This window comes from Pseudomonas sp. N-1-13 (assembly GCF_057787095.1).
In genome coordinates this window covers 4,681,628-4,694,390 of the sequence record NZ_JBYNRI010000001.1, presented here as the reverse complement: position 1 = coordinate 4,694,390, position 12,763 = coordinate 4,681,628, and the positions used below count along the sequence as shown (strand labels likewise).

The 12,763-nt window shown below is 60.5% G+C and carries 10 protein-coding genes; 5 read left to right on the top strand and 5 right to left on the bottom strand.

The window, feature by feature from the left end; translation table 11 throughout:
* Window positions 1-41: 41 nt before the first annotated feature.
* From purT to AC3I65_RS21025, 4 genes are all read right to left on the bottom strand, one after another.
* Window positions 42-1,223, bottom strand: coding sequence for a formate-dependent phosphoribosylglycinamide formyltransferase (purT, locus tag AC3I65_RS21040; protein ID WP_274089973.1), 1,182 nt, complete (start codon window positions 1,221-1,223; stop codon window positions 42-44).
* Window positions 1,224-1,325: 102 nt separating this feature from the next.
* Window positions 1,326-1,793, bottom strand: a complete 468-nt coding sequence (locus AC3I65_RS21035; protein WP_047228899.1) for a preQ0 transporter — start codon at window positions 1,791-1,793, stop codon at window positions 1,326-1,328.
* Window positions 1,794-1,990: 197 nt separating this feature from the next.
* Window positions 1,991-2,776, bottom strand: a complete 786-nt coding sequence (locus AC3I65_RS21030; protein ID WP_047228900.1) for a siderophore-interacting protein — start codon at window positions 2,774-2,776, stop codon at window positions 1,991-1,993.
* Window positions 2,773-3,351 carry a PadR family transcriptional regulator gene (locus AC3I65_RS21025; RefSeq protein WP_488524127.1) on the bottom strand — a complete coding sequence of 193 codons (579 nt, stop codon included), beginning with the start codon at window positions 3,349-3,351 and terminating at the stop codon, window positions 2,773-2,775. Before AC3I65_RS21025 ends, AC3I65_RS21030 begins: the two co-directional genes overlap by 4 nt.
* Before the next feature lie 429 nt (window positions 3,352-3,780).
* Here AC3I65_RS21025 and AC3I65_RS21020 point away from each other — a divergent pair, with 429 nt between their 5' ends.
* From AC3I65_RS21020 to AC3I65_RS21000, 5 genes are all read left to right on the top strand, one after another.
* Complete coding sequence (locus AC3I65_RS21020) at window positions 3,781-4,269, top strand: CS1 type fimbrial major subunit (protein ID WP_305466722.1); 489 nt, start codon at window positions 3,781-3,783, stop codon at window positions 4,267-4,269.
* Between the two features lie 111 nt (window positions 4,270-4,380).
* Window positions 4,381-6,903 (top strand): TcfC E-set like domain-containing protein, encoded by a 2,523-nt coding sequence (locus AC3I65_RS21015; RefSeq protein WP_488524126.1) that lies wholly within the window; start codon window positions 4,381-4,383, stop codon window positions 6,901-6,903.
* Between the two features lie 105 nt (window positions 6,904-7,008).
* Window positions 7,009-7,752: a molecular chaperone gene (locus tag AC3I65_RS21010; protein ID WP_488524125.1), complete on the top strand. Its 744-nt coding sequence runs from the start codon at window positions 7,009-7,011 to the stop codon at window positions 7,750-7,752.
* 45 nt (window positions 7,753-7,797) lie between these two features.
* On the top strand, window positions 7,798-8,280 hold the full coding sequence (locus AC3I65_RS21005; RefSeq protein ID WP_047228905.1) for a CS1 type fimbrial major subunit: 483 nt from the start codon (window positions 7,798-7,800) through the stop codon (window positions 8,278-8,280).
* Between the two features lie 30 nt (window positions 8,281-8,310).
* Complete coding sequence (locus AC3I65_RS21000; protein WP_488524124.1) at window positions 8,311-9,576, top strand: hypothetical protein; 1,266 nt, start codon at window positions 8,311-8,313, stop codon at window positions 9,574-9,576.
* Between the two features lie 34 nt (window positions 9,577-9,610).
* Here the strand turns inward: AC3I65_RS21000 and AC3I65_RS20995 are convergent, their stop codons facing one another.
* Window positions 9,611-12,718 carry a transglycosylase domain-containing protein gene (locus AC3I65_RS20995; RefSeq protein ID WP_488524123.1) on the bottom strand — a complete coding sequence of 1,036 codons (3,108 nt, stop codon included), beginning with the start codon at window positions 12,716-12,718 and terminating at the stop codon, window positions 9,611-9,613.
* Between the last annotated feature and the right edge of the window lie 45 nt (window positions 12,719-12,763).

Here is a 12,763-nt window from a genome sequence, read left to right as displayed (position 1 = left end):
AGCCTTGCTCCCACAGATCACCATGAGGCAAGCGATACTGCTTACAACTCGATCTTGACGGCCTGGGAAGCCCGGGTCGCCTTGGCGCGGGCGGCTTCGATGGACTCGTCTCGCGCCAGGGCCACGCCCAGGCGGCGCTGGCCGTTGACTTCCGGTTTACCGAACAGGCGCAGGGCGGTGTCCGGTTCGGCCAGGGCTGCGCCGAGGTTGGCGAAAGCGGTCTGGGTCGACTGGCCTTCCACCAGGATCACCGCCGAGGCCGATGGGCCGAACTGGCGGATCAGCGGAATCGGCAGGCCGAGGATGGCGCGGGCGTGCAGGGCGAACTGCGACAGGTCCTGGGAAATCAGCGTCACCAGACCGGTGTCGTGTGGGCGCGGCGAGACTTCGCTGAACCACACCTGGTCACCCTTGATGAACAGCTCGACGCCAAACAGGCCGCGACCACCGAGGGCCTCGGTCACGGCTTTAGCCACGCGCTCGGATTCAGCCAGGGCCACCGGGCTCATGGCCTGGGGCTGCCAGGATTCCTGATAGTCGCCTTTTTCCTGGCGGTGACCGACCGGTGCGCAGAAGGTGGTGCCGCCAACATGGCGCACGGTAAGCAGGGTGATTTCATAGTCGAAATCGATGAAGCCCTCGATGATCACCCGGCCCTTGCCGGCACGGCCGCCTTCCTGGGCGTAGTCCCAGGCTTTCTGCACGTCATCGGCACTGCGCAGCAGGCTCTGGCCCTTGCCCGAGGAACTCATCACCGGCTTTACCACGCACGGGAAGCCCAGGGTTTCAACGGCCTTGCGGTAGTCTTCCACGGTGTCGGCGAAGAAATACGGCGAGGTCGGCAGACCCAACTCTTCGGCGGCCAGGCGCCGGATGCCTTCGCGGTTCATGGTCAGTTGCGCGGCGCGGGCGGTGGGGATCACGGTGAAGCCTTCAGCTTCCAGTTCCACCAGCGTGGCGGTGGCGATGGCTTCGATTTCCGGCACGATGAAGTGCGGCTTCTCGGCCTCGATCACCGCGCGCAGGGCCGCGCCATCGAGCATGTTGATCACATGGCTGCGATGGGCCACTTGCATGGCCGGCGCGTTGGCGTAGCGATCCACGGCAATCACTTCAACGCCCAGGCGCTGCAGTTCGATTACCACTTCCTTGCCCAGTTCACCGCTGCCACACAACAAAACGCGGGTCGCGGTGGGCGACAATGGAGTTCCGATACGGGTCATCTGAAGGTCCTCAAACAGGAGCGGAGCATCGAGGGTCGCGCGCCGGGCGAGCTTCCCATGGGGAGAAAGCGCGGCATTTTACATGAACCGCAGGTTTTGGCTTCAGCCGGTGACGGCCTGTTTGCGTAAACGCCAGGCCATGATCAGCCACACTGCCGTGACCCCGGCGAATTTCGAGACCAGCGCGGTGATCACCACGGCCGGTGTCAGGGCATCGATCATGCCGAAGAAAATGAAGGTGTCCAGAGGAATACTCAGGGCCGAACTGATCCACAACCGGTCATGCAGCGGACGCTTGGTGATGGAGAACACCAGCCAGTCAATGCATTCGGATACCGCGAATGCCGTGGCGCTGGCCAGGGCAATGGTCGGGTCGGAGGTGACGTAGGACAACACCAGCGCCACCAGCATCGCCACGATGGCGCCGTGGCCGAATCGAGTTTGCACCATGTCGCGCAGGACAAACACCAGCCCGCCCCAGGCCGACCAGATGATGTCCAGGTGCGGCGCGGCGGAAAACGCGAAGTTGATCAGCACGACGCTGCTGATATAGGCGATCAGGAAAAGCATGGATCGGGGTACCTGGTGGGGTGTAAATCAAGTATTCAAGAGCGACGATAGCCCTGTGGGAGCAAAGCTTGCTCGCGATGCAGGCGCCTCGCTTTCTGAAAGACCTCATTGCCTTCATCGCGGGCAAGCCTTGCTCCCACACAGGTTGTGTTCGGTCAGTGGGTGCAGGGTACTTTAGCAGGCCAGCACGCCGCACCTCATTCCTCCTCGCTGTCATCCGCCTTCCAATACCCCACCGCCTTCACAAAATCCTGATCCAACCCTTTCTCCTCCAACAACACCTTGCGAATCTGTCGCGACACCTTGCTCTCGGTGGCGACCCAGGCGTACAGCTTGCCGCCGGGCATTTCCAGGTGCTGCACGGTGGTCAGCAGGTTGTTCTGGCGGCCTTCGCGCAGCACCCAGATCACGTGTACTTGCGCGGGGCTGTTAAGGATTTGCTGCTCGGCGCCGTTTTCCACTTCCACCACCACCAGCGCACGCCGGTTGGCCGCCAGGTTTTCCAGGCGACGGGCGATGGCGGGCAGGGCGGTTTCGTCGCCGATCAGCAGGTAGTGGTCGAAGATGTCCGGGACAATCATCGAGCCCCTTGGCCCGGCGATGTTGAGGTATTGCCCGGGCGTCGCTTGGGTCGCCCAGGTCGCGGCAGGCCCATCGCCATGCAGCACAAAGTCGATGTCCAGCTCCAGCGTCTGCAGGTCATAACGGCGCGGGGTGTAGTCGCGCATTTGCGGCATCGGGCCCTGATCCTTGCCAGCGCCGGGGGCGAAATTTTCCAGGGCGGCGTGTTCCTCGGCGTTCTGTGGGAACAGCAGTTTTACGTGATCGTCGCTGCCGAGGCTGGTGAACCCGGCCAGTTCCGGCCCGCCCAGGGTGATGCGGCGCATGCGCGGGGTCAGGTCCTGCACTCGCAACACCTGCAGGCGGCGGCGCTTGATCTCGTGGCTGACACGGTGAATGGTGTTTTGATCGACTTCAGTCATTGGCTGGACTCCGAAACAGGTGGACGGTCGGGACCGTCGATAATGGCTTTGGCGGTGTTGTTGAGCAGGTCGCGAATCCGCAGGGTTTCTTCCGGGCTCCACCGGCCATGGTGTTTGTGCAGCGCATTGCGCAGGTTATACACCGCTTCGTGGATTTCCGGGGGGCGGTCTTGGCCGCGCAGGGAGCGCTTGCTCGCTTCAATGCGCATGCGTACCTCATTCAGCGCCGGGGTCTGGTCTTCAAGGAATAGACGTCCGGCGTCGGTCACGCTGTAGCGTTTTTTTCCACCTTCGGCGTTGCCGGCGATCAAAACGCCCATTTCCAGGAAGGTCAGCGTCGGATAGATCACGCCGGGGCTGGGGCTATAGGCGCCGTCGAACATGTTTTCGATCCGGCGGATCAAGTCGTAGCCGTGGCAGGGCTGTTCGCCAATCAGCGCCAGCAACAGCAATTTCAGGTCACCGGAGGCGAAGACCCGGGGGCCCCGGCTACCACGCTCACGGCCTGCGGGTCGACGATCGAAACCATCGTGTTCATCGTGTTTTCGGCTGGGATGGGAAGGGGGGACTGTCATATGCCTGCTCTCCGTTCTGCATAAGATAGAACTGAGATATATCTTTATCCGTAGATATATCTTTGACCCTCGATATATCTTGGAACTAAGATATATCGAAGTTGGGTTCCAATTGTTTGAAAAAGATAAGACCTTACCCGAATCCCTTGCTTGTACGGGCGGCAAAGTAGGCCACTGTCTGCATTTGCAGTTTTAAATCCGGGGTGTGGCTTGCAGGTGTGGGTTGTTTCTTACATCCAAACTTCGGTTTTATATAAAACAGTGTATTTTTCGTTATTGCGCATGGCGGTTTGGCTACGTGCTTTTGGGAATAGGCCTGCTTATTTTTAATTAAAGAGAGTGGATCATGCTCCGGCGTTGAGGTCAGGCCAGGCTGTAGTGGGTCTGCAACTTCAAGCCTTCTCTTTATGCTATGAACAGGTGTCAAACATGCTCAAACAAATCGTATCCGGTACTGCTCTGGTCGCCGCAGCCCTGAGTTCCTCGCTGGTCTTCGCTCTGGACGATGCTCGCTCCTCTATTCATATCACCGCGACGATTCCCACCAAGCAGTTCCATGTACTGCCACGCAACCCTGACTTCGGTAAGGATGAAGTCATGCACTACAACCCGGTGACCAACTCCTTGAGCCCTTTGCGTCAGACCTTCGACGTGAAGAACACCGACGGTTCGGTGCATGCCTATATCCTGGGCGGCCAGGCTTCGCTGACCAATGGTACGGACGCCATTCCGCTGCTGACCCGGTTCAACAATGTCACCCTGACCGAGTTTCCTCAGGAAGTGGTGACTGACGCGGCATCCACTCCAGGTACCCAGGCCGACATGCTCATCATGGCCGCGGTCGTGCCTCTGGAGAGCCAGGTCGGTCAATACACCGCCGACTTCACCGTGATCTTCGACGCGGTGCCTCGCCCGTAAACCCTTCACTGCCCGATGGCTTTTCTCGTCCTGCGGGCATGAACGCAGGTCGGCCGCCTGGCCGGCCTGTACCTGGAACATCCCATAGTTTGCTGATATGAGAATCCGTTGATGTTTGCGATGACACCCATCGTGGGTGCGCTGGCGCTGTTGTTGTGCGCCAGTGCATTGGCTGCGCCGACCGCCCCCGGTACGACGCCCAGAAGTCTGTTGTCCCAGGCCAAGGGGCTACCGGAGGAGTTTGAAGCCCACTTTTTCGATGTGCCTCTGGCGGTTCGTATGGAACTCGATCAACAGTACCTCGGCGAAGCCATGGTGGTGTTGACACGCGATGATCGTATTACCTTGCTTGAATTCACCGACACCCAGGACAGCCCGATCCCGCCCGTCGAGCGCGGGCAATGGGAGCAACTGCTCAAACAGGGGCGCGCCTTGGGAGCCTGCGAAGCCAAATGCACGTCGGGGTTGCTGGCGGTGCATTACAGCCTTGAACATTCACTGGTGTCGATCCTCACTGAAAAAGTGGAGCGCGGCAGCGTGGAGAAACGTTATTACGATCAGCCACAGGGGGGCAGTCTGGGCTTGATCGTCAATAACCAACTCAATCTCAACGGTGGTCAGGAGCAGGATACGGGCGGGCGTTATGGCCTCAATGCCAGTTCCAGTGTGGGTAACTGGACCCAGTCGTTCGATCTGCAGCTTTCGCGCCTGGGCGGGCCGGACGATAAGCTCTACCACGCCGTTCATGAGTTGCACACCCAGCGCGAGATGCAAGACAGTTTTTTGCGCCTGGGTTATTTCATGCCGGGCTCCGATGGTTTGAACCGTCAGATCCGTTCGTTCGGGGCCAACCCGGATACCGCGCTGGGGGTCATGTACGGCAGTTCCGACAGCCTGGTGATCAATAATCCCAAGCCCAGCGTGTACCCCATTTATGTCACCGCCAGTCGTCAGGCGGCGGTAGAGATCTATCGCAACGGCCTGTTGCTCAATACCCAGGCCGTCAGCGCCGGCTTGCAGAGCCTGGATACCCGGCCATTGCCTGGCGGCATCTATGAAGTGGAAGTGCGGCTGATTGAAGACGGGCAGACCACCGCCACGTCCCAGGAGCTGGTCTACAAGCCCAACAACTGGCGCAGCGCCGATGATCGCTGGCGCTACAACCTGTTTGCCGGCCGTGAAACCAAACTGCTGAGCAACTGGGACGATCAACCCTCGGGCTTCACGACTGCCGGGGTCGGTCTCAATTACTTGCTGCACCCGCGAGTGGTGTTGGGGCTTTCCACGCGCCAGGTGCAGGACAAGCTGCAGTACGGCACCTCGGTGGACTGGACGCTGCCCAACAACACCAGCCTCTTTGCCAACGTTTACCAGACCGAGCAATACGGCACCGGCATGGACCTGCAGGCGCTGTACAGCTACGGTCTGGGCAGTGTGGTAGCCAGCCATAACCGCAGTTGGCTGGACACGCGCAACACTTACGAAATCCTGCCTGACGGCACTCGTATCCGCCAGCGCGACGTGTTCGTCGGCCAGACCAGCAATTCGTCGCTGTCGGTCTCCCATCGACTGAGCAACAAGTCGTCGATCAACGGGCGGCTGTTCTACAGCGAAGGCAATGTCGAGGGCGCCGGTGTGGACCTGGGATGGACCCAGCGTGGCAAGCTTGGCGGCAGCGATGCCAACTGGCGGTGGTCGGTGTTCGACCGTCCGGGCACCTCCAGTACCGCCGATCGACGAAATCGCGGCGTGGACCTGAGCGTCAGCGTGGCCTTGGGCGGGCCGGGCGAGTATTGGTCAGGCAGTATCGGCACCCGCACATCCCGTGACGGAACGCGGGACAACAATGGGTCGCTGAGCTATCGCCGGGACCTGCAGGATCACGTGCTGCAAAGCGTGTCCGCCACGGTACTGGCCGATACCTATGGCGTGGGTCTGTCCGGCCTCGCCAGTTTCGACACCGATACGGTGTACGGCGACGGTTTCATCCAGCGCTCTTCCTACAACGACAACCTCACCGGTGGCTTGAACCTGAGCAGCACGGTGGCCGTGGGTGGCCAGAAAGTCGCCTTCACCGGCCTGCCCCAGAGTGGCGGCGCGGGCATGATCGTGGATGTGGAAACCGACCTGGACGACATCGTCCTGCTCGCCGACGACCTGACGGGTGGCACCACCACCTTGCGTCCCGGCCGCAACTTCGTGCCCATCACCGCCTATCAGAACAGCCTGTTGACCTTCGACTTCGACGGCGTGCATCCACCGGCGGCCAACATAGAGCCTTCACGCAGCCGCTATCACTTGAACAAAGGGGGCGTGGACTACCGCAAAGTCAGCGTGATGAGAAGCGTGACCGTGCTCGGTCGTCTGCTGGACGCGCAGGGCCAGCCGCTCAAGGGCCATCACGTGATCAACCACGCCAGCCGTGGAGTCAGCGAGGTGGACGGTTTCTTCTCCATGGAGATGAACGCCAGCTCCCCGACGCTTGAAGTGCGCTATGGCAATGACTTGCTTTGCCAGTTCCGCCTCGACCCGGATAACGCCAACAGCGAGGGCGATGTGTTGATGATCGGTGATTTGCGCTGCACGCCAGACACCCTGGCCGACAGCAACAACCCGATCGAGACGGCGGGTTGAACTTGATCCTGGCGCGCCGGCCAGCGTGGTGCGCCCTTCAACATTGCAAGCAGTGTTCCGTGAAACGGTCGCCATCGGCCGCCTTCCATTCATGAGGTTTTGGTAATGAAGCGCTTATTGGTTCTGTGTGGTTTGTCGCTGTTTTCGCTGATGGCCCAGGCCGGGCCGCAGATTAATGTCGGGGTGGTCTACGACTATCTCGAAGGCGACAAGAGCACCTACATGAAACGGATCTTCAACGGCGGAACGTCCACCGCATTCGTCAAGGTCGACATCCTCGAGATTCTTTACAGCGATGACGGCAGCTACCTGGAGGTGCCGCTGCAGGATCAGGACGGCGTACTCGCCAAGAATGGTCTGATGGCCAGCCCGGCGCGCCTGATCGTGCCGGCCAACGGCATGCAAGGCACGCGTCTGCTGTTCATGGGCGACCGCAGCAAGGAGCGGTACTTCCGGGTTCGCTTCGTCCCGGTGGTGCCGGAGGCCGAGGACGAGTTCGCCGTCAGCGCCGAGGAACGCGAGCAATACAAGAAGGAACGGATCGCCGCCGGGGTGAAGGTGCTGGCCGGCTTCGGCACGGTGTTTTTTGTCAGGCCCAAGGAGACCCGTTTCGAGACGGCCATCGATGACAGCGCCGATCGCTACCTGGTGCGCAACAACGGCAACAGCGTGGTGGTGATCGATGAGTTCAAGGATTGCGCTGCGCAAAAAGACAACGATTGCCGGCCGACCACCAAGCACCATGTCATGGCCGGTCGCACCTTTTCGTTCGACAAGGAGCCTGGGCGTGAATACCGCTTCAGCCTGATCGAAGGTCGCGAGAAAAAAGCCATTGAGATCAAAGGCTGACGGTATGCCGTCACTGAACCGCCGTTGGCGCCACAGGTAATCATCATGTTCAAGACGCTGTTACGTACCCTCCTGTTCACCGCCTTGACGCTGCCGGGTTTGCCCGCGTGGGCAGCGCTGGAGCGGGAAACGTTCGAACTCTTCGTCACCATCCCGACGATCGACTTCCACGTGCTGCCGGTCGACCCGCAACTGGTCGAGCGTGAACAGCCGATGCTGTTCAGCACCCTGACCTCCGGGCTCCTGCCGCTGCGGGCCAATTACGAAGTGAAGAACATCAACGGGGCCATTGGCGCCCGTCTGGGGCAAGAGGCTTACCTGTCCAATGGCCGTGAGCGCATCGACCTGCAGGTGACGTTCAACAACGTCCAACTGACCCTGGATTCGGCCCAGGTGGTCTCGGCCGCCGAGGCCCGGCCCGGTCGGCGTGTGGGGCTGGAAATCATCGCCGTCAAGACCGAGGAGGAGTATGCGCCTGGGGATTATTTTGGCACCGTGCACATGGTGTTCGATGCCATTGCGCCGTAGGGCAATTGCGGTTTATTGGAGTAAGTCGAAATGAGTCGTTCAAATATCTTCGAGCACGGTGTTTCGTTGTGCCGCGCAGTCACGGTTTTTGCCTTGTTGTTGACAGGCGTTCCGACGGCCAATGCGCTGACCCGGGAGATCACTGCAGTCTTCAGGCCGGACCCAGCTAAGCCTCAGGAGAATAAATTTCGCAATACCACTCCGACCACGGGTTACTGCGCGTCATTTCCAAATCAATGCAAGACGATGTTCAGCATTCGCTTGCCTATCACTTTCAGTTCGACCCTTCCTATCGAAGCGAATCATGGGGACGCTCGGCAAGGTGCGATGTTCAAAGTGCCTGCCGGTTGGCGCTCGCTACAAGTAACCCATGCAAGTACAGGTGAAACCGAAGTCGTTGAAATACGTTTGTCCGGCATAGGTTCGGAATACCGACTTCCTGTTAACGCAGCCGACTTGGTCGGTGGAGGTGTTGACGCTTTAAAGGCTCATAACCTGTTATGGGGTTCTAGCTGGGTCAGTGCGCCCTCGCCATGTCGATTCGGCGGTAATGCACCTTATAACGTCAATTGGTACGGTTTTTTCTGGACCACCCCGGTAGAAGGTGTGTGCGCCAAAAGGGCTCGTTACTTGATCCCCAGCATGACTTACCGTTATCTGGATTTTGCCTACGAACTGCGTACCCCCAATCCCTTGACCATGTCGACCGGTCAATACACGGGCTCGCTGACGTATAGCGTTGGTCCGGGGCAGGACTTTGATATGGGCGATGTGATGATCCCGAATGATTCAATAATCGCGTTCAATTTCAAACTGGATGTCGAACACACCCTCAAGGTCGAAGTGCCTCCTGGCGGCAACAAGGTCGTGCTCGAACCTCAGGGCGGTTGGCAGGCCTGGTTGAGCCAGGGGCAAAAACCGACGCGGTTGTTTCGTGACCAAACCTTCCACATCTCAGCCTCGTCGCGTTTCAAGATGGGCCTGCAATGCCAGTTCGCCGGTTCGAGTGATAACACCTGCCTGCTCTGGGCACCCAGCTCCGGCCAGATGGTGCCGGTGAATATCAGTGTGACCCTGCCCAATGGCCTGACCGACGCTGGTGGCCAACCGGTCAACCGCCGTCGGCTCTATCTCGATGGAAGCGGCACCGAGTTGTTCCAGCCGGGGCATTACATCGAGCGTCGGTCGGGAACGATGCACTTTGAAGTCGCCCGCAACCAGGTCGAGGAAATGCTGGCCGGCGATGCCAAGAGCTACATCGGCAATGTGACGGTGATCTGGGATTCGGAGGTCTAGCGGTCCACCATCGCTCCTAAGGGGTTGGATTGAGTCAATGGCGCGCCACCAACGGCTGGCACTGGGTATGGCTACCCGGTTGCAAGTACGGCGAGAGGAACGGCGCCATACCCTTGAGCACCTGCACCGGCAAGGCCGAGGTGAATTTGAAGTTCTGCGCCGAAACCCCCGGCACATAGGCGGTGAGGGTGCCGAAATGGCTGTCGCCGATGTAGAACACAAAGGTCGCGGTGCGGTTGATCGACTTGGAACTGATGACCCGCCCGCCGGCGCCAACGGCTTCGATGCGATTGTCGCCGGTGCCGGTCTTGCCACCCATCGATAACGGCGTGCCATCGGCCAGGGTGAAACTGCCGGCCACCCGTTTCGCGGTGCCGGCATCGACCACCTGGGACAACGCACCGCGCAAAGCCCGGGCCACTTCCACCGGCATCACGCGTTTGCCGTTATCCGGATCGCTGATCAGCCGTGTCTCATAAGGGGTATTGACGGCGAAGTCGAGGCTGTCGACGCGCAGCGCCGGGAGCCGGATGCCGTCGTTGAGGATGGTGCCCACCAGCTCCGCCAGCGCGGCGGGGCGGTCGCCGGAGCTGCCGATGGCGGTGGCCAGCGACGGCACCAGATGGTCGAACGGGTAGCCGACTTTCTGCCAGCGTTGGTGGATATCAAGGAAGGCCTCGACTTCCAGCATGGTGCGGATACGACTGTCGCGGGCGCTCTTGTGCCGGCTTTTGAATAGCCAGCTGTAGACCTCCTGGCGTTCGAACCGGCTGGCTTTGACGATCTGGCTGAACTTGGCATCAGGATTGTTCAGCAGATAACCCACCAGCCACAGGTCCAGCGGATGGACTTTGGCGATAAAGCCCTGGTCGGGCAGGTCATAGTTGCCCGGGCCGTAGCTGCTGTAGAGCCGTTCCAGGCGTTCGTCGGTGAGCTTTTCGGCGCTCTTGGCCGACTTGAGGTGCGAGCGCACAAAGTGGTCGAAGCTTTCCTGGCTGTCGCCGGGAAAGAAATAGCGGTGCACGGCGGCCAGGCGGATCGCGGTGGGGCGCATGCCGTCGAGGAAGGTTTCGAGACGCTGGCCCGTGTCCTTTTTCTGGTACTTCTTCCAGAACTTGAGCAGGAAGGTGGTGCCTTCGCGGTCGGCAAACTGGGCCAGGTACTCCTGGCGGCGCGGATTCTTGTCGTCCTTGAGCAGCTCCGAACTGTTGTCGGGACCCGCGTACGTGGCGTAGCGCACCAGGTCACGCATCAGGCGAATGAATGGCAGGTTGATCGACTCGCGCAGGGCGTCGCGCAAGGTGGGATTACGGCCGTTATCTTCCTTACGGAAATTATTGAAGGTGTGCAGCCCGCCGCCGGTGAAAAACGCCTCGCCGGGGCTGGCTGAATAGGTACGATCCAGCGCCGCCTCAAGCATCGTCGGCAGGTTGCGATCGCTGTGCTGGATCAGGTAGTCGACGGCCCAGCGGGAGAGGCGGTCCTGGTCGGCGATCTCGGCTTTTTTCAATGTTGCCGGGGTTTCGTGGGCATAACGTTCGTGCAGTTCGGCGATGATCTGCAGGTAGGTGGTGAGCACCCGTAACTTGGCGGTGGAGCCCAGTTCCAGTTTGCTGCCTTCGTTGATATCAAAGGGTTGGTCGGTGCTGTCGGTTTGCACGCGCACGCGCGAGCCGTCCGGGGTCAGTTCCAGCAGGGTGAAGCTGTAGCGCACCTGGGCGGTGCTGGTAGGCGTCAGAAGACGTTCGCCCATCAGGCCGATTTCGGCAGCGAACGCCGGGTCCGCCAAGCGCTTGAGGTAATCGGTGGCCTGGGTCTGCAAGTCGTTTTGCAAGGTGCTGGTGGCGGAGAGGTCCAGGCGATCGAGGTCGTAAAACGAGCGGTTGAGCAGCGTGGCCAGACGACTGCGGGCGGCGCTGATGCCCTTGTTGATTTCGTTGGGCTGGATGGTGGGTTGCTGCACCCAGTCGCGATAGCTGACCTTGCTTGCCAGGGTCGCCTCGGCCAGCGAGGCGTCGATCACGCCGTTCTGGGCCAGCAGCCGGACGTGGCTGTCGGTCAGGCGCGCCAGCTCGTCCCGGCCTTTGGACAGGTAATAGGAGGGGCGGCGCTGGGCAATCATCAACGACAGCATTTCCCGCAGGGCCAGGCCTTTTTCCGCGAGGCTGGCGGGATCTGTCGCGGTGCTGGACAAACGTTCGTTGGCACGCTTGAAATCGGCGCCGTACCAGACCCGCAAACCTTCGGCCATGCCGTGGACTTCGCCATGCCCCGGTACGGCGGAGAGCGGCACGCTGTTGAGGTAATCGCGAATGATTTTCTGCCGGGCCTCAAGGGTCTGTGGGCCTGCCTGATAAGCCCGCACACTGGCGGAAATCATCTGGCGGATTTTCTCCGCCCCCGACCCGGTGAGGCCGTCGGCGGAGTGGCGATACTTTTCCAGCTGCGTCGCCAGTGTACTGCCCCCGGCGGACTGCCCCGGCAGACTCAGGAGCTTGGCGACTTGCGACCACGCCGCCATGCCGAAGCGCGGCCAGTCCACCGCCGGGTTGGCCTGGGGGTGCTTGGGGTCGAGCAAAAAGCGGTTCTCGATGAACAACAGGCTTTGCACCACCACGGGGGGGATTGCCTCGAAGCTGGCGTACAGTTGCTGCGGGTACTTGAACTGGTACAGCGGCGCGACGCGGCAATCGGTGATCGTCAGGCCGGCCTGGATCTTTTCCGCATAAGGGACAAACAGGCCCTTATCGACGTAGTTCATCAAGGCCGGGGAGAAACGTGCCTGGGCCTGGATCACATAATCGCGCTTGAGCAACCGCGGCAGGAATTCATCCAGCGAGCTGTAACCCAACCGCCGGTCGAACGGACCCGCCCCAGGGTAGACGATGGCGTCGCTGGGCCCCGGTTGCACCGAATAGGTCAGAGACGCGGCATACCGGCTGATCTCCCGGGCCTGAAACCTGGACGTGCGCATTTCCTTGGCCACCGCCAGGCCGACCACCACCACGATAATCAACAGCAACAACCAGAACGCTCGCCAGCCATGCCCTGCGCGGCGTTTTTTTTGGGGTAAAGGTGCTTCTTCCATACGTTCAGTCGGGCCCACAGGTTTACTCGAATCGGTTTGCCATAACGCGCCCATAGTCGACTGATCCATTCACGCATTGATCGGGACTTGTTTGAAGCT